The organism is Serratia sp. (in: enterobacteria) (assembly GCF_051654945.1).
Lineage (GTDB): Bacteria > Pseudomonadota > Gammaproteobacteria > Enterobacterales > Enterobacteriaceae > Chania.
In genome coordinates this window covers 624,310-640,501 of sequence record NZ_JBOFZA010000072.1, presented here as the reverse complement: position 1 = coordinate 640,501, position 16,192 = coordinate 624,310, and the positions used below count along the sequence as shown (strand labels likewise).

The window sequence follows — 16,192 nt, the reverse complement described above, 5'->3', positions numbered from 1 at the left end:
ACGGCGACCAGGAAAGGCCGCCGTAGGGCATTAGAACGCTGCAGCGTCTTTGAACAGGCCCACTTTCAGATCGCTGGCGGTATAGATTACTTTGCCATCGCACAGCACTTCGCCGTCAGCCACGCCCATAATCAGCTTGCGGATGATCACGCGTTTGAAGTTGATGCGGTAGGTGACTTTCTTGGCGGTTGGCAGCACCTGACCGGTGAACTTCACTTCGCCCACGCCGAGCGCACGGCCTTTGCCTTCGCCGCCCATCCAGCCGAGATAGAAACCGACCAACTGCCACATGGCATCCAGACCCAGGCAGCCTGGCATGACCGGATCGCCAATAAAGTGGCAGTCGAAGAACCACAGGTCCGGGTTGATATCGAGCTCTGCTTCTACGTAGCCTTTGTTATGGCTACCACCGTCTTCGGTCATCTTGACCACGCGGTCCATCATTAACATGTTACCTGATGGCAACGGTGGGCCACCGGCACCAAACAGTTCGCCACGGCCCGATGCTTCGAGATCTTGTTTCGTATAGGATTCGCGTTTATCTACCATGTTCTCAGTAAACCTTATTTTGATGAAGGACGCAGATTAACTTACACGTGTACGCTGAACAAGTCCGATCAGCCACGGCCGAACCAATTAAGCCAACGCAATGGCCACGGTAACGGGCGTCTTTCTGGCAACATTGCCTGAGCAATTCGCTCCTGGATGGCGGCCAGCAGGCTAGGTTGTTGCTCATCGGCATACGGATGGCCGGTCAATAATGGCAACGCCTCCGCGACGCTATCTACCGCCCACAGATGGAATTGCCCTTCACGTACTGCTTCGACGACGTCTGGGCGCAGGCAAAGGTGCCGCACGTTGCTGGCAGGCAGGATCACGCCCTGTTTGCCGGTCAGGCCGCGACGCAGACAGACCTCAAAGAAGCCTTCGATCTTTTCGTTGGCACCGCCGATCGGTTGCACATTACCAAATTGGTCAACGGAACCGGTCACGGCGATTTGCTGGGTGATCGGCTGCTGTGACAATGCGCTGATCAGGGCGCAGAGTTCGGCCAGCGAGGCGCTATCACCGTCAACTTCGCCATAGGATTGCTCAAAGACGATCGAAGCGGAGAAGGGCAGTTGCTGATCGAGATCCAGTTCGGAGATCAGGAACGCCTGCATGATCATCATGCCTTTGGCATGCAGATTCCCGCCTAACTCGGCTTTGCGCTCCACATCGGTGAATTCACCATCGCCCAGGTGAACGACACAGCTGATGCGTGAAGGTTCCCCAAAGCTACGCGGATGCCCTGGATAATCCAGCACCGACAGGCCGTTAATCTGACCGATCACTTCACCTTCGGTTTCGATCATGATCTGGCCCAGCTCAATCTCATCTTGCATACGTTCTGCGAGATAGCTTTCACGCCATTCACGGGCATTGAGCGCCGCTTCTAACGCGTTGGCGGTGATCTGCTCTCCTTCGGCATACAGAGCGGCCTCAGAAAGCTGCTGGCTGACCCACAGTGGTGATAGCGGCAGGTTACCCTGGTCACCGGTATGGCGCACCGCCTGGACCATCAGAGGCTGCCAGGCGTCGGCTGCCAGCGGCGGCAGTTGCTGTTCGGCGGCAACGGTATTGATATAACCGCACCATTGCGCCATATCATCTGGCTCGGTAAGTTGCAGGTCATCTTCATATTCACCGTAGACGGCCTGTGCGCAGACTTCAGGTTCCATATCGTGGAAATCAGCCAGGCCATGGCGATCGCCGACCACAATCAGGCGTAACTCCAGCGGCATCGCGGGGATGGAAATCGGCAGTGGCCGGGTCTCATCTGGCGTCAACCATTGGAATTGGCGCTGGGTAATCATCTGCTTGAGACGTAGCCACAGCAGCGGCTGTGCCAATAGGGCTCGCGCCGACAGGATCAGCACGCCGCCGTTTGCCTGATGGATCAGACCCGGCTGTAAGGTGATGGCACCGTTATGCATTCTGACGCAGCCAAATAACTGTTCTGGCTCAACCCATTCCTGGTAAACGCAAGCACCGCCGGCGGCAAAAGGCTCATCCCCGCGAACTGCATCGTTAACGCTGACGGTATCGCCCTCAATCACGTAGTGACTGCCTTTAACGGTACCCTGCGGTTGCAACTGCTCTGCCGCTCGGGCGATCAACGCCAGATACTCACGTGTTTCCTGTGCTTTCAACAGCATAAAACGTGGCAGAGACAGCGGATGCAAAAACAGCGTCAGCGCATTCTCCAAACGGGGCTGGATTGCAGAAAAGGCCACGGGTGCCAATTGCGCAGCGGAATCGAATATCGCCTGATAAGGCGTAGCAGCAGGCAACAGAGATTGCCATTCAAGTCGGTTATTGGTCAAAGTGTTAGATGCAATCGTCAAAAAGGGAAAGCGCGATTATACAAGAATAACGCCAGCTTGATACCTCCAGAATCATTGTTGGTCATCGGAGTTTGACATTGCACGATGACCGTGCAAAAAACAGTCAAAAACAGCGGGTAATTGCCGAGGAAAAACGGGCTAAAGCTGTTATGCTTATTAAAGTTACACGGTCACAGCAGAGTTCAAGATGAAATATCAGCAACTGGAAAACCTGGAGAGCGGTTGGAAATGGAAGTACCTGGTGAAAAAGCACCGGGAAGGTGAAGCGATCACCCGCTACATTGAAAACAGCCTTGCTCAGGAGGTCATTGAGCAACTGCTGAAGCTGGAAAATGAACCGGTAAAAGTGCTGGCGTGGATCGATGAGCATATGAATCCGGCGCTGGATAACCGGATGAAACAAACCATCCGTGCCCGGCGCAAGCGCCACTTTAACTCCGAACATCAGCATACGCGCAAGAAATCGATCGATCTGGAGTTTCTGGTCTGGCAACGTTTGGCGGCGTTGGCGCATCGCCGTGGCGTCACCCTGTCGGAAACCGTGGTACAACTGATCGAAGATGCTGAGCGCAAAGAGAAGTATGCCACCCAAATGTCATCGCTGAAACAGGATCTGCAGGCGATCCTGGGTAACGATGATAAATAATTTTGTTGCCGTTCAGATCAAAAAAAACCCCGCAATGCGGGGTTTTTTACTAAGAAGGGGATGACTTAGCCCTGAGGCTGAGCAACAACTTCTTTGATACCTTTAACTTCGATCTCTACGCGACGATCTGGAGCCAGACATGCGATCTGAGCTGCAGTTGCGCGGCCTGAACGGTAGCCACAGGTGTCGCCAGTGATTGGGTTAGCTTCGCCCATACCACGTGCAGAAATCTTGTCTGAAGGGATACCTTTAGATACGAGGTAATCCACAACGCTTTGTGCGCGACGCTCAGACAGACGTTGGTTAGATTCAGCTGAACCTACTACGTCGGTGAAGCCCAGAACAACAACAGAACCGTCTTTCGGATCCAGTGAGCTCAGTTGGGTGTACAGCTGATCCAGGGCTTGTTGGCCTTCTGGTTTCAGAGTCGCTTTACCGAATGCAAACAGAACGTCAGAAGTCAGAGTGAACTTCTTGGTTTCAACAACTGGTGCTGGGGCCGGAGCTGGAGCGATTACTGGAGCCGCTTCTTCCTGGCCAAAGCGGTAGGAAACACCTACGCTCAGCATGCCGTTGTCTGGACGTGCGCCAACGGTACCTGCGTCACCGATGTTGTTAACCCACTGGTAGTCCAGGCGAGTAGCCCAGTCACGGTTCAGTGCGTATTCCAGACCTACTGCTGCCAATGGAGAAACGCCAGTGTCATGGTTGCCGCCGTTAGAGCCAGCACCATCACTGTCTGCACGCCATACCATGCCGCCCAGACGGGTGTAGATGTCCAGATCGTCAACGATTGGGTAGCTCAGTTTAGCTGCCAGTTGAACGCCTTGAGCTTTGAAAGAACCGGTGTTAGCGCCGGTATATTTCATACGACCTAACCAGTCGTAGCCCATTTCGAAGCCCAGGTATTGGTTTGCCTGATAGCCAACGAACGCACCAGCACCAAGCTGGTCTTTACGTGCGTCGTTATCAACGGTGTAACCGTTACCGTAGAACCCGGTGTCATGGAACTGGGACCAGCCCAGTTTGGCACCAGTGTACCAAGTGTCGTCTTTTGGTGCGGCTTGCGCTACTGTAGCGAAACCAACCAGTGCCACTGCTAATGCGATAGCTGTCTTTTTCATTTTGCGCCTCGTTATCATCCAAATAGGCAATGAGCTTTAAAGCTGCTTTAAGCCCTTGGTTTAAATTCCTTCGCCAAGGTTTGAGCCCTCGTTTGTTACTCTGCCAGTTTTTCTGGCGTTATAGAGCAACCTTGGCGATGTAAAGTCTACAACGTGGCGCGAAAGTTACAAGTGTGATGTGATAAAGCTCTAAAAAAAAACATGGAATTAGACATATCCTCTAACATATTGCAGCAGTAAATGGCGTTTTTATTAACCTGTAAGGTCGCGGAGAGCCGCATCCAACCTCGCTTTTCGCCTGATCTCTCTGGTGTTGCCAGAGCAGAGAAGAAAATTGATGGGAAAAGTCCTAAATTTACTTAATGATACAAAGAAGAGTGAATTTTTAGGGTGGAACAGTGTCTGCCGGCTGCAACGATGTCACGTTGCGGTCGCATAATGAACCCATAGGCATTGCCCAATTCGGCCGCTCGGCTTAGCCGTAAACGATCCTCTTGCGTCAATTCGGGTAACCAGCCCAGCACAACACTGTAATTTCCTGTCAGTAACGCTTTCTCCATGGCGTCTACGGTAGCCAGCGGGCTGATCTGATTAAGTTGTACCACCTTATCGACCGGTAAACAGGCCTTTTGCAACCAGCGTTTGCTCAGTTTTTGCTGTGGAGTCAACCACAATAACCAGCGTGACTGCTGCCCCAACTGCTGCAACAGAGGCACCAGCAACTGGGCTACGGCGGGTTGCTGTTCATTATACACCAGCTCACTGATCAGGCCGTTTTCGTTGCCCTCTGGCGCAGGGATCGCCGTTTGGTCCGCTGGCAATGAGGATTGGCTAAACTGAGGTTGATAAAGTGATTGAGTACGCATGTCGTCTCCCGCCCGTAGTGTTACTGTATGCATATACAGTATATCCATCGAATCATAAGATCAACCCAAATTTTCGTAACGCTTCGCATAATTGAGATTATTTTTTGTACGCCTCGAATTTATCATTGGCACGGCTGGGGATAATGCGTATTTTTCATAATTAGTTGTTCCGGTTACGTTTATTCCAACAAAAATGCCTGATGGCTGTGATTTATATAAGGAGATATAAATGAATGGAGGATCGGTAAGGAGGATTGAACAGGCAAAGGCCTGCTTTGGTGCCTTGGGAAACATAGCCATACGCTCGCAGTTTGGGGGTTATGGCCTGCTGGCGGACGGCACCATGTTCGCCGTCATAGCCGAAGGCGAACTGTATTTACGCGCAACAGAAAGCCTGGAACCGGCATTTCGTGAGCGAGGCATGGTAAATATGACCTATTTAAAGCGTGGCGTCCCTATGGTCATGCGCTATTACTGGGTGAATGAAACGTTGTGGCGCCAGCGCCGCGAACTGTTTGCGCTCGCCTGGCAGGCCCTCTGTGAGACGCGTAAAGAGCTCAAGGTGAAAAAACGCTGCAATGGCCGATTGAAAGATTTACCGAATATCGATGCCTCACTAGAGCGGCAACTGTGGCGAGCGGGCATCCGTAATGTCTATGATTTTCGCCTGCTGGGGGCCAGAGAGAGTTATCTTAAGCTGCTGCAACAGCAAAAAAAGCTGGGCATGAAAGTGCTGATGTCTCTGGCTGGAGCCATGGCGGGTTACCATCATGCTGCCTTGCCTAACCAACAGAGGGAGGCGTTGATCGAATGGTTCGAACAAAACGCGCTCCTTCCCTGCTTTGAGGCGCGGCCAGAAGTCCGCGCCTGCAACTCACATCTTTGACCATCAACCCGCTTTGGCAATTTGCGTATTCAGTGCCGTCAGCTCTGGCAGCAATTCGAGCACCAGACCAATTTGCTGCAACACCAGCTGTTCCTTACTTTCCGGCTCCGGAACCAGCGCGGTAATACGCTCTGAGAGGGTTTCCAGTGCCTGCATGATACGCTGATGATCGTCAGCCTCGTGGTGCAATGCGCCGTCAACATAGCAAACCGCATCGTTGAGCAAGTCCAGCACGGCGGCATTTTCCAGCCGCTCACGGTGGGCACCAAGGGCAGAAATATAGCTCAGCAAGGTATGGTTAAGGCACAGCAGGCGGAATGCCGCTTCCTGAATGGTGTTATCGGCCTTGGGGTCGGCAGACATGTTGGAGATCACCGACGCCAGTTCGGCATCGCTATTATGGGCATCGCGGCGGGCAATACGATACGGCAGCCCGTTATCCTTGCCCTGATGGTACTGCACCAGAATGGCATCCAGATAGCGGCAGTCGGCATCCAGCGTCTTACGTACCATGGCCGGTAGCTGACGGAACTTCCAGTCTGGCCAGATAAAACTCACCGCTGCCCAGGCAATGGCACAGCCCAGCAGGGTGTCGTAGACGCGTGGGGCAGCCACTTCGAACCCTTCACCCAACAGGTTAAAGCAGAGTAACACCAGCAGGGTGATAAACATCGTGGCGTGAGCATATTGCACGGTACGGAAAGCGAAGAACAACACGCCAGAGATAACGATCAGGATCAGTTGCCCTTCCAGCGAAGGGACAAAATACAGGATTGGCAGACCGATCAAAATACCCGCCAGGGTGCCGATAATACGTAACGCCAGACGCCTGCGGGTGGCGTTGTAATTGGGCTGACAGACAAACAGGCTGGTCAGCAGGATCCAGTAACCGTGTTGCATCCCGGTAAGCTGAATAAACGCATAACCCAGGCACAGCACCACGGACATACGGATGGCGTGGCGGAACAGGGCAGATTGTGGCGTCAGGTGGCGGCTGATGCGCAGGCGAATATCGCTCCAGCCGGTGAGCCGGTCATCTGACAGGCTGTTTTCCTCGGTCGGGCCATTCGCCAAGGACTGTTCGGACTCGATATTGGCCAATTGGGCGTCGATCGCCCGTAAATTCTTCAGCAGGTGGGATAGCGCTTTGGTCAGTTCGCGATTTTCCGGGGTAACGGCGATGTGGGTCAATGCCTCCTCCAACCGCGAGAAGGCGGGCTCAAAACGCGGGCTATGCAGATATTTCTGCCGCAGCAGTATTGATTGTGCCAGTTGCTGGCAGGCACGAGCCTGCTTGGCCAGCAACCGCTGGAAGCGGAACAGGATATCGCTGTGGCGAAACTGCTGGCTCAGCGCCTGATACTGTACGTGAGAAGAACTGGCACGTTCATGAATATCCTGCGCAACAAAATAGTAGTGCAGCGTCCTGCGGGTGCCGCGCTGGCCCCGATCGCCTTTCAGGCGGGTCAATAGTGAAGCTTTGGTCAGGTTCAGCGTAGTGACCAGCGTGCTGTTGGCCATTGCCACGTCCACCCAGGGCAGATCGGCGTCCGTTTCAGCATCCGGATCGAACAGGTTGGCCTTGGCATCCAGATAGTTGGCCAGTTGTTCATAACAACGGGCCAGATTTTCCTGCAAGGGTTTGATGGGGAACAACAGATGGCCGATCAACGTCAGCAGGTTATACCAGACGGCGCCAATAATCAGCAGAGCAGGCTGCTGGTACCAGGCGTCGTACATGGACGTGCCCAGCATGGTGTAAACGGCAATCAGCAAGGCACCGAAAGCGATGGTGGCGTAACGCTGGCCTAACGCGCCCAGCAGGATAAAGCCGCAGGTTGAGGTGGTCAGCCCAAGGGCAAACAGCCAGGGGTAGGGAAACAGCAGTTCAATGGATGCCGAGGCCACAAAAAAACACACCAGCGTAATGACCAGGTTACGCAATCTGCCCGCTAGCCGGTCATCCAGATCCGCTAGCGCGGCAGCCACTACCCCCAGCGTTAACGGGATGGTCAGTTTAGGGACACCCAACCACCACGGAACCGCAGTGGCTCCGGCCAAAGCGATAAAAATACGCAGGTTATAAAGCAGGTTACTGTTATAGGTATAACGCCGAATTTTGGGTGCAAAAGAGAGCACAACAAGCTCCTGAACGGGAGAAAAATTAACACTAGTGAGAACGGCGCCTGGCGTTGTCGATCCGCGCCTGTTGTGCCACTTCAACGGAAACGACGCGGCGGCCAACCGGCCACAGGGCGATCGCGGCGATCTTGAAATTGGCGATGCCGACTGGGATGCCAATAATGGTGATGCACTGCGCGATACCCGCAAAGATGTGTGACAGACACAGCCACCAGCCGAACAGCACCAGCCAGACGATATTCAGCAAAGAGCCGCCGGTAGCCAGCAAGACATTGCTTTTTTCTGGGTATAATTCATCGACAGAGATCGCTTCGTTGCCAAATGGCAGCAAGGAAAGCTTGGTAATTTCCCAGCAGGAACGGGTCAGGGGTAGGGTGAAAATCAGCACAATGCTGAAGAAGGTGGCAATCAGCCAACCGAGAGTGGTGAAAAAACCACCCAACACAAAATTAAGAACGTTCAATACGGTACGCATAGTCGTCATTCTGCTCTAATGATGGCCAAACGGCACAGGGAAGGTATTCATCAGCATAACGCAAAAACTATTCTACCCTTTTTTTAACGCTAGAGTGCCATTGCTTAACGCGGGTAAACTGGTGACATCGTTTTCATTATGATTATGGCGTGGGCATATGGAACTTAAAGCGACATCGCTGGGCAAACACCTGGCACAGCATCCCTACAACCGCGTACGGTTGTTGCATGCCGGCGTTGAGGTGAGCGGCGAGAAGCATGAATACCTTATTCCTTTCAACCAGTTGATCCAGGTTCGTTGTAAACGAGGGATCGTCTGGGGGGAACTTGAGTTCGAACTGCCGGATGAAAAGGTCGTACGCCTGCATGGCACCGAATGGCAAGAGACCCAGCGCTTCTACCACTATCTGCAACAGTCCTGGCAGCAGTGGAGCAGTGAAATGAGTGAGGTGAGCGCGGAGGTGTTGCAACAGCAGGTCGCTCATATCCAGCAAATCGAGCAGCAGGACAAGTGGTTCAAGCGGGCCGAGTTAAGCCACTTGCAACAGCAGATCCGCCAGTCGTTTGGCGCATTACCGATGCCGGTTGCGCGGCTGGATGACTTTGAAAACTGTCGTGAAAGCTATCACTTATGCCTGCAATGGCTCAAATCTGGCCAGCGCAGCGTGGCGCAGCGCAATCAACGCTGGTGCGACCGCATGTTGGAAATGCATCAGGACTTCTTCCAGACGGTTGAAACCTCACCGTTGAATGAATCGCAAAGCCGGGCAGTGGTCAATGGTGAAGATGCCGTGCTGGTGCTCGCGGGGGCAGGCAGTGGTAAAACTTCGGTGCTGGTAGCGCGGGCGGGCTGGTTACTGCTGCGCCAAGAGGCTGAACCTGAGCAGATCCTGTTACTGGCATTTGGGCGCAAAGCCGCCGAAGAGATGAATGAACGCATTCAGGAGCGCTTGGGCAACGTGGCGATCCAGGCGAAAACCTTCCATGCGCTAGCACTACAGATTATCCAGCAGGGCAGCCGCAAAGCGCCGACGATCAGCAAGCTGGAAAGCGACAGCAAAGCGCGCCGGGCGTTGCTGATCGCTCACTGGCAACAGCAGTGCAGCGAAAAGAAAGCACAGGCCAAGGGTTGGCGGCAATGGTTGACGGAAGAGCTGGAATGGGAATTGCCCGAGGGCGACTTCTGGCATGACAAACGGCTAGCAGAGCGCCTGAGCGGGCGTCTGGAGCGCTGGCTTGGCCTGATGCGTACCCACGGCGGCAGCCAGGCAGAAATGATTGAGCAGGCCGATGAAGAGATCCGCGATCTGTTCAGCAAACGTATTCGTCTGATGGCTCCGTTGCTGAAAGCGTGGAAAACCGCGTTGAAGGATGAAGGGGCGGTCGATTTTGCCGGGCTGATCCATCAAGCCGTCAATCTGCTGGAAAAAGGGCGTTTCATCAGTCCGTGGAAACATATTCTGGTGGATGAATTCCAGGATATCTCACCACAACGGGCGCAGCTGCTGGCGGCACTGCGTAAACAAAACAAGCAGACCAGCCTGTTTGCCGTCGGTGATGATTGGCAGGCCATCTATCGTTTCAGTGGGGCAGAGCTGTCGCTGACCACCGCTTTTACCGAGAATTTCGGCACAGGCGACCAGTGTGCATTGGATACCACCTACCGCTTTAACGACCGGATCGGTGAAGTGGCTAACGGTTTTATACAGCAGAACCCGCACCAGTTGAAAAAACCGCTCAATAGCCTGACCAAGGGCAACAACAAGTCGGTGGTGATCCTGCCGCAAGAGCAGTTGGAAGCGTTACTGGACAAGCTGAGTGGTTATGCAAAGCCGCAAGAGCGTATCCTGGTGCTGGCGCGTTACCATCACCTCAAGCCAGAGGTGTTGCAAAAGGCGGCGACGCGTTGGCCGAAGCTGAATATCGAGTTTATGACGATCCATGCCAGTAAAGGACAGCAGGCAGACTATGTGATTATTGCCGGGCTGTATGAGGGCAAGGATGGGTTCCCGGCGGTGGTGCGTGAATCCGTACTGGAAGAGGTATTGTTGCCTCAGCCAGAAGATTTCCCGGATGCAGAGGAGCGGCGTTTGCTCTATGTTGCTCTCACGCGGGCCAGACATCAGGTTTGGTTATTGCAGGATCGCGAACGCCCATCGGTATTTATCCAGCAGTTGCAGGATATTGGCGTGCCGTCGCAGAGAAAGCCGTAAATCACAGGCCTGGCACTACGCCAGGCCTGGAGCATTACTTCAGACGTTCGGCGAGATACTTTTCGTAATCCGGGATAGCGATCACGACTTCGCTCTTGAACAGCGATGAATCAATCAGGAAATCTGCGGTGGAACGGTTGGTCGCCACCGGGATGTTCCAGACCGTGGCCAGGCGCAGCAAGGCTTTGACATCGGGATCGTGGGGAACGGCGTTGAGCGGATCCCAAAAGAAAATCAGCATATCAATCTTGCCTTCGGATATCAGCGCCCCCACTTGCTGATCGCCGCCCATTGGGCCGCTCAGCATGCTCTGCACCGGAATACCGCTGGCCCGCTGGATCAAGTTGCCGGTGGTACCTGTAGCGTAGAGCTGATGCTGGGCAAGGATCTGTTTATTATCTTCAACCCATTTCAGCAAGGCTTGCTTGCAGTGGTCGTGGGCAACGAGCGCAATGTGCTTGCGTGCTGCGATAGTACGGGTGGTTTGTTCCATGTCGCTATCCTTGGAAAATCGAATGATTCGCCACAGGTTACTGAAACTCAATTTCACTGCCTAGTGCTAACGCGGGAAAATGCGAACAAAACACGCCTTTGCGGGATAAAGGCGTGGTTGGCAGCATTTAAGGGTTGCGCTGAAGATCGGCCCAAGCGACAAAACGTTTTTGCGTTTCCGCATCGGCACGCAGGAACCAGTATTGCAGCATTTTCTCGGCAACGTTGTCATCGTTCATGGCATTATCCGCTGCTGCGGCGATCACACTGGCGCGCAGGTGGGCTAACGCAGGAACGGAAGCTCGGCGATTTTGAGCGTTATAATCGGCGACGATCTTTTCCAGATCCTTGTCATTGGGCGCGTTGTTTAGCGGTAATACATCGTGCTTGGTCGCCAACGGCTTGCCGTGGCTACCCAGAATGCGATAGCTCGGTGCTTTATCAAAGCGCTGGGCGTCTTGTTCACTCTCGATACGCGGTAGCTCTATGGTGACGGCGCTGACGTTTTGACTGTTGAACACCACAATCTGTGCGGGTGAAGTGTAGAGCACCTGAGATCGGGGTTCTTTGCGTACGGATTTGGTGACTTTGAACAACAACTGATGCTGCCCTTCATTCAATTCCAGACTATCGGCCCCTTTTAACAATGAGCCCGTCATTTTCTTGCCGTCGACCACCATCAGCTCGATGTCCGGGGAAAGCTTCAGGGTCGTAGCTGCGGCCGAAACGCTTAGCGATATTCCAAGCAGCCCCGCAACCACCAGACCAAATTTCATTATTACTTCCTTTTCGTGAAACAGTATGACTAGTGTTGGATACGCCACTAGTTATGTCAAATCTTTTCAGAATGCCGTTTAATTTACATTTACACACATTTTAATAATATTTGAAACACGGATTAACTCAAACCAGCCTGCGGGCAGTATAGACGCAGACTGATAACAAATTTTAACCGATGTTGGCGTTTCAGTTACACTGGTGAAAGGGCATTTCCGGCAAAATATCAGGAGCGAAAAATGCAAGACCAAGCAATTGCAGAGGTACTCAAGCAGGTCAAAACCATTGCGCTGGTGGGCGCCAGTGAAAAAGCGAACCGGCCAAGCTATGGCGTGATGGCTTATCTATTGGCGCAGGGCTATCAGGTGACTCCGGTCAGCCCGAAGCTGGCAGGGCAGACACTGCTTGGGCAGGTGGTTTATGCCAAACTGGCGGATATTCCTCATGCTGTCGATATGGTGGACGTATTCCGTAACGCCGAGGCGGCTTACGAGGTGGCGCAGGAGGCCATTGCGATAGGTGCTAAAGTGCTATGGCTACAAATCGGGGTGATCAACGAACCGGCGGAGGCATTAGCCAAACAGGCAGGGTTAACGGTAGTGATGGATCGCTGTCCGAAAATTGAGATCCCGCGCCTGGGCTTGGAACGTTGAAAAGAAAACGCCGGGAATTATCCCCGGCGTTGGTTTCTCAGACTTTGGCGTTTAGTTACGCAAGCGGGGAGCCTGTAACTGGCGGCGAATAGACTCCGCCAGCTCATCCAGCGAAGGTTGCTCAGGATGTGCGTCCTGTGCTTCACCTGCTAATTGGGCCTCGGCCAGATAGGTGTGTACCGGCTGGCCCTCGTCGTCTTCCATCACTACGTGATACCAAGGGGCAAGACGCAGCTCGTCGTTGGCTGCAATCTCGTCGGCTTTTGGATGTTCGAGAGAGTATTCAGGATCGATATCAATCACCACTCCCAAATACCCCAGCAGCCGGTGACGAACCTGCTGACCGATACCGAATTTGCTGGCTATCATATGACCTCCTGAGAAACAGTGCATTGAACTCTATATGAGGACAAAAACAGCGCATTTCAAGTTACATCACCCGACACGCAAACCCTTTCAGATACAAGCCTTCAGGATAAGTCGCAATCACCGGGTGATCCGCAGCCTGGCGGAACTGCTCTACAAATTGTACATCACGCCCGGCATCTACAGCGGCATCGGCCAAAATTTTCTGGAACAAATCGGTCGGCATCAGGCCAGAGCAGGAGAAGCTGAGCAGAATGCCGCCTGGATTCAGCAACTGGAAAGCTAACATGTTGATGTCTTTATAGCCGCGGCAGGCGCTGGCCAGCTGATTTTTGTTTTCGACAAACTTCGGTGGATCCATGATGATCAGGTCGAATTTCTCACCCTGCGTGCGGTAACTGCGCAGCAGTTGGAACACATCGTCACGCACAAACTCGGCCTTGCTCAGATCCAACTGGTTGAGTTCGACGTTTTGCTTGGCGATGTCCAGCGCGGCCTGCGACGTATCCACGCTAATCACCTGCTCACAGCCGCCCATCAACGCAGACACCGCGAAAGCGCCAGTGTACGAGAAGCAGTTCAGCACACGACGGCCTGCGGAATAGTTACGCGCCGCCAGGCGGCTGTCACGCTGGTCGAGATAAAAACCGGTCTTGTGGCCTTGTTGAATGTCCACCAGCAGTTTCATCCCATGCTCGGTGATCGGCAGTAGAGCTGGCGGCAGATCGCCCAGCACCGGGCCTTGAGTGAGCGGCAAGCCTTCTTTCTTACGTACGGCAACGTCTGAACGATCGTAGATCGCGCAGTCTGGATAGCAGTGCTGGAGAGCAGACAGCAGTGGGGCGCGCTGATATTCGGCACCGGCGGACAGTAACTGTAAAACCAGGAAGTTCTGGAAACGATCGATGGTGATGCCCGGCATACCGTCGGATTCGCCGGCGATCAGGCGATACCCGTCCAATCCGTCACGCTTGGCAACCCAATCGCGCCAGGTTTGTGCCTGCTGCAAACGGCTGACAAAGAACGCGATGTCGATCTCTTCGTCCTGCTTGAAGGTCCAGACGCGTGCGCGGATCTGCGATTCTGGTGAGTAGGCACCGCGTGCCAGCCATTTCCCCTGGCTGTCATGGATATCGATGGTTTCGCCGGACTGGGCTTTACCTTCAACACGGAGAACTGCGCCAGAGAAAATCCACGGATGGCGACGAAGTAAGGACTTTTCACGTCCCTTTGCTAGGATCAAGCGTGCGGTCATAATTAAGTATGCTGCCAGATAGAGAAAAAAGAGTGACACACTCTGGGCATCAGCGCAGAGAATGCCTGTAATGAAATCGATTAGGAGCCGATTATGACACAAGTTTGTATTACCGCGTATGTCTATGGTGTGGTGCAGGGCGTGGGATTCCGCTATAGCACCCAACATCAGGCCAGCGCCTTGGGGCTAACCGGTTTTGCACGTAATCTGGATGACGGCAGCGTGGAAGTGCTGGCCTGCGGGGAGCAACAGGCGGTTGATCAACTGATGGCGTGGTTGAAAAACGGCGGCCCACGCAGTGCCCGCGTTGATCGCGTGCTGGTGGAGCCGCGTGGCGTTGCCGAATATAAAGGTTTCAGTATCCGCTACTGAACCGGGGTTAAATGCATTTCACCGGCTTTGGCAACCCGGCGATCTTGGTCGCCTGTTTGGCCGGGCCTTTGGGGAACAGGCGATACAGGTAACGGCTGCTGCCTTTCTCTTCGCCATACTTTTGCGCCATTGCCTTTACCAGCATGCGAATGGCCGGCGAGGTATTAAATTCCTGATAGAAGCTACGTACAAAGCGAACGACTTCCCAGTGCGCTTCGCTCAGTTCAATCTCTTCCTGTGCCGCTAACAGGGGGGCAAGCCCTTCGTGCCAGTCGGCGCTGTTTTTCAGGTAGCCCTGGGCGTCAGTTTCAATCGTCTGACCTTCAAACTCCAACATACAGCCTCGGTGATCGGTGATTCATTGCGGGCCACAGTCTAGCAAACTTTTGCGTTGGCAAAAATAAAGCCCCGCATTGCGGGGCTCAGGTCAACACCAAACGCGATGTATCAGTTGCTGCGGGCAAAGCCCAGGATGCTCAGCAGGCTGATAAACATGTTGTACAGCGAGACATACAGGCTGACTGTAGCACGGATGTAGTTGGTCTCACCGCCATGAATGATGTTGCTGGTTTCCCACAGCATGGCACCGGCAGAGAACAGAATAAACAGTGCGCTAATGGCCAGGTGCAGCGCAGGGATCTGCAGGAACAGGTTGGCGATCACCGCCACCAGCAGCACCACGAAGCCCGCCATCATCATTCCAGACAGGAACGACATGTCTTTACGGGTGGTCAGTACATAGGCCGAGCAGCAGAAGAACACCACTGCGGTACCGCCCAACGCCAGCATGATCAGGTCACCTGCGCCTGCATTCAGGAATGAACTCAGGATCGGGCCAAGGGCATAACCCATAAAACCGGTGAAGGCGAAGGCCGCCAGAATACCGGCAGGGCTATTTGCCAGCTTATGAGTCAGGAACATCAAGCCATAAAAGCCGACCAGCATTAACAGCAGCCCAGGCGCCGGTAAGCCCAGCATGGTGCTGGCGGTTGCGGTCAGCGCTGAAAAGGCCAGCGTTAACGACAGCAGGAAATAGGTGTTACGCAAGACTTTATGCGTGCTTAGCAACGAGTCGCGCGAGGAGGATGAGACGACAATGCGGTCCATATGATCTCTCTTATCAGGTCATCACAAAATTGATCACGATCATAATCCAATGCAAGCCATTGATTAAAGATTGTTTACCATTCTTTACCCTACGTGACTATTGGGGTATTGGTCCCCCAGATTGCCGATTTCTTCAGCTGTCAGCTTGCAGATGCCGTTTTTTCGTTCGGTTGAACGGTTTCAGGCTTTACAACCGAATCGGCTGTGTTTATAGTTCGCTGCATTACGGAGGGGTGGCCGAGTGGCTGAAGGCAACGGTCTTGAAAACCGTCGACGGGAAACCGTTCCAGAGTTCGAATCTCTGCTCCTCCGCCATATTAAGAATGACCCCAAGCCCAAAAGGCTTGGGGTTTTTCGTTTTTGTGGGTTTTCAGTATAACATCCGCTATGCCATTAGATATTGGCTCTAGTTGTGCTTTTGCCTTAAGTTGG

General features: G+C 53.6%; 17 protein-coding genes and 1 tRNA gene. 6 read left to right on the top strand and 12 right to left on the bottom strand.

The annotated features are described in order from the left end of the window. Positions 1-30 precede the first annotated feature (30 nt). Positions 31-549, bottom strand: a complete 519-nt coding sequence (gene fabA, locus ACRDCA_RS13555; RefSeq protein ID WP_024485665.1) for a bifunctional 3-hydroxydecanoyl-ACP dehydratase/trans-2-decenoyl-ACP isomerase — start codon at positions 547-549, stop codon at positions 31-33. A 68-nt stretch (positions 550-617) separates the two neighbouring features. Continuing rightward, positions 618-2,366 (bottom strand): AAA family ATPase, encoded by a 1,749-nt coding sequence (locus tag ACRDCA_RS13550; protein WP_438689978.1) that lies wholly within the window; start codon positions 2,364-2,366, stop codon positions 618-620. Positions 2,367-2,574: 208 nt separating this feature from the next. Here ACRDCA_RS13550 and matP point away from each other — a divergent pair, with 208 nt between their 5' ends. After that, positions 2,575-3,033: a macrodomain Ter protein MatP gene (gene matP / locus ACRDCA_RS13545; RefSeq protein ID WP_438689977.1), complete on the top strand. Its 459-nt coding sequence runs from the start codon at positions 2,575-2,577 to the stop codon at positions 3,031-3,033. Between the two features lie 65 nt (positions 3,034-3,098). Here the strand turns inward: matP and ompA are convergent, their stop codons facing one another. Beyond that, a complete protein-coding gene (ompA, locus tag ACRDCA_RS13540; protein WP_438689976.1) occupies positions 3,099-4,157 on the bottom strand; it encodes a porin OmpA in 1,059 nt (352 codons plus the stop codon). 359 nt (positions 4,158-4,516) lie between these two features. Further along, complete coding sequence (gene sulA / locus ACRDCA_RS13535) at positions 4,517-5,023, bottom strand: SOS-induced cell division inhibitor SulA (protein WP_438689975.1); 507 nt, start codon at positions 5,021-5,023, stop codon at positions 4,517-4,519. A gap of 229 nt (positions 5,024-5,252) precedes the next feature. On the opposite strand from sulA, the gene ACRDCA_RS13530 reads away from it, so the two are divergent. Then, positions 5,253-5,909 carry a TfoX/Sxy family protein gene (locus tag ACRDCA_RS13530; RefSeq protein WP_438689974.1) on the top strand — a complete coding sequence of 219 codons (657 nt, stop codon included), beginning with the start codon at positions 5,253-5,255 and terminating at the stop codon, positions 5,907-5,909. Positions 5,910-5,912: 3 nt separating this feature from the next. On the opposite strand, the gene yccS is transcribed toward ACRDCA_RS13530, so the two are convergent. Together yccS and ACRDCA_RS13520 are read right to left on the bottom strand one after the other, a co-directional pair. Further along, a complete protein-coding gene (yccS, locus tag ACRDCA_RS13525; RefSeq protein ID WP_438689973.1) occupies positions 5,913-8,048 on the bottom strand; it encodes a YccS family putative transporter in 2,136 nt (711 codons plus the stop codon). A 31-nt stretch (positions 8,049-8,079) separates the two neighbouring features. Beyond that, positions 8,080-8,526 (bottom strand): YccF domain-containing protein, encoded by a 447-nt coding sequence (locus tag ACRDCA_RS13520; RefSeq protein ID WP_438689972.1) that lies wholly within the window; start codon positions 8,524-8,526, stop codon positions 8,080-8,082. A gap of 157 nt (positions 8,527-8,683) precedes the next feature. Between ACRDCA_RS13520 and helD the strand changes: the two genes are divergently transcribed. Further along, positions 8,684-10,738: a DNA helicase IV gene (helD, locus tag ACRDCA_RS13515; protein ID WP_438689971.1), complete on the top strand. Its 2,055-nt coding sequence runs from the start codon at positions 8,684-8,686 to the stop codon at positions 10,736-10,738. Between the two features lie 34 nt (positions 10,739-10,772). On the opposite strand, the gene ACRDCA_RS13510 is transcribed toward helD, so the two are convergent. Together ACRDCA_RS13510 and ACRDCA_RS13505 are read right to left on the bottom strand one after the other, a co-directional pair. Next, positions 10,773-11,231 carry a methylglyoxal synthase gene (locus ACRDCA_RS13510; protein WP_438689970.1) on the bottom strand — a complete coding sequence of 153 codons (459 nt, stop codon included), beginning with the start codon at positions 11,229-11,231 and terminating at the stop codon, positions 10,773-10,775. Positions 11,232-11,358: 127 nt separating this feature from the next. After that, positions 11,359-12,006 carry a DUF2057 family protein gene (locus ACRDCA_RS13505; RefSeq protein WP_438689969.1) on the bottom strand — a complete coding sequence of 216 codons (648 nt, stop codon included), beginning with the start codon at positions 12,004-12,006 and terminating at the stop codon, positions 11,359-11,361. A 240-nt stretch (positions 12,007-12,246) separates the two neighbouring features. Between ACRDCA_RS13505 and ACRDCA_RS13500 the strand changes: the two genes are divergently transcribed. Beyond that, positions 12,247-12,660, top strand: a complete 414-nt coding sequence (locus ACRDCA_RS13500) for a CoA-binding protein (protein WP_438689968.1) — start codon at positions 12,247-12,249, stop codon at positions 12,658-12,660. Between the two features lie 51 nt (positions 12,661-12,711). Here the strand turns inward: ACRDCA_RS13500 and hspQ are convergent, their stop codons facing one another. Next, complete coding sequence (hspQ, locus tag ACRDCA_RS13495) at positions 12,712-13,029, bottom strand: heat shock protein HspQ (protein ID WP_025119437.1); 318 nt, start codon at positions 13,027-13,029, stop codon at positions 12,712-12,714. A gap of 61 nt (positions 13,030-13,090) precedes the next feature. Next, complete coding sequence (rlmI, locus tag ACRDCA_RS13490) at positions 13,091-14,281, bottom strand: 23S rRNA (cytosine(1962)-C(5))-methyltransferase RlmI (protein ID WP_438689967.1); 1,191 nt, start codon at positions 14,279-14,281, stop codon at positions 13,091-13,093. Between the two features lie 93 nt (positions 14,282-14,374). Between rlmI and yccX the strand changes: the two genes are divergently transcribed. After that, positions 14,375-14,653, top strand: a complete 279-nt coding sequence (gene yccX / locus ACRDCA_RS13485) for an acylphosphatase (RefSeq protein ID WP_438689966.1) — start codon at positions 14,375-14,377, stop codon at positions 14,651-14,653. A 7-nt stretch (positions 14,654-14,660) separates the two neighbouring features. Here the strand turns inward: yccX and tusE are convergent, their stop codons facing one another. Together tusE and yccA are read right to left on the bottom strand one after the other, a co-directional pair. Continuing rightward, complete coding sequence (gene tusE, locus ACRDCA_RS13480) at positions 14,661-14,990, bottom strand: sulfurtransferase TusE (RefSeq protein ID WP_024485653.1); 330 nt, start codon at positions 14,988-14,990, stop codon at positions 14,661-14,663. A 110-nt stretch (positions 14,991-15,100) separates the two neighbouring features. Beyond that, a complete protein-coding gene (gene yccA / locus ACRDCA_RS13475) occupies positions 15,101-15,760 on the bottom strand; it encodes an FtsH protease modulator YccA (RefSeq protein ID WP_021181987.1) in 660 nt (219 codons plus the stop codon). 227 nt (positions 15,761-15,987) lie between these two features. Here yccA and ACRDCA_RS13470 point away from each other — a divergent pair. Beyond that, positions 15,988-16,075: transfer RNA gene (locus tag ACRDCA_RS13470), tRNA-Ser, on the top strand. Positions 16,076-16,192 lie beyond the last annotated feature (117 nt).

What these genes read in the sequence shown, in the direction of transcription:
- fabA (WP_024485665.1), bottom strand. Translation starts at nt 549, where the DNA reads ATGGTAGATAAACGCGAATCCTATACGAAACAAGATCTCGAAGCATCG.
- matP (WP_438689977.1), top strand. Translation starts at nt 2,575, where the DNA reads ATGAAATATCAGCAACTGGAAAACCTGGAGAGCGGTTGGAAATGGAAG.
- ompA (WP_438689976.1), bottom strand. Translation starts at nt 4,157, where the DNA reads ATGAAAAAGACAGCTATCGCATTAGCAGTGGCACTGGTTGGTTTCGCT.
- sulA (WP_438689975.1), bottom strand. Translation starts at nt 5,023, where the DNA reads ATGCGTACTCAATCACTTTATCAACCTCAGTTTAGCCAATCCTCATTG.
- ACRDCA_RS13530 (WP_438689974.1), top strand. Translation starts at nt 5,253, where the DNA reads ATGAATGGAGGATCGGTAAGGAGGATTGAACAGGCAAAGGCCTGCTTT.
- ACRDCA_RS13520 (WP_438689972.1), bottom strand. Translation starts at nt 8,526, where the DNA reads ATGCGTACCGTATTGAACGTTCTTAATTTTGTGTTGGGTGGTTTTTTC.
- helD (WP_438689971.1), top strand. Translation starts at nt 8,684, where the DNA reads ATGGAACTTAAAGCGACATCGCTGGGCAAACACCTGGCACAGCATCCC.
- ACRDCA_RS13510 (WP_438689970.1), bottom strand. Translation starts at nt 11,231, where the DNA reads ATGGAACAAACCACCCGTACTATCGCAGCACGCAAGCACATTGCGCTC.
- ACRDCA_RS13505 (WP_438689969.1), bottom strand. Translation starts at nt 12,006, where the DNA reads ATGAAATTTGGTCTGGTGGTTGCGGGGCTGCTTGGAATATCGCTAAGC.
- ACRDCA_RS13500 (WP_438689968.1), top strand. Translation starts at nt 12,247, where the DNA reads ATGCAAGACCAAGCAATTGCAGAGGTACTCAAGCAGGTCAAAACCATT.
- hspQ (WP_025119437.1), bottom strand. Translation starts at nt 13,029, where the DNA reads ATGATAGCCAGCAAATTCGGTATCGGTCAGCAGGTTCGTCACCGGCTG.
- rlmI (WP_438689967.1), bottom strand. Translation starts at nt 14,281, where the DNA reads ATGACCGCACGCTTGATCCTAGCAAAGGGACGTGAAAAGTCCTTACTT.
- yccX (WP_438689966.1), top strand. Translation starts at nt 14,375, where the DNA reads ATGACACAAGTTTGTATTACCGCGTATGTCTATGGTGTGGTGCAGGGC.
- tusE (WP_024485653.1), bottom strand. Translation starts at nt 14,990, where the DNA reads ATGTTGGAGTTTGAAGGTCAGACGATTGAAACTGACGCCCAGGGCTAC.
- yccA (WP_021181987.1), bottom strand. Translation starts at nt 15,760, where the DNA reads ATGGACCGCATTGTCGTCTCATCCTCCTCGCGCGACTCGTTGCTAAGC.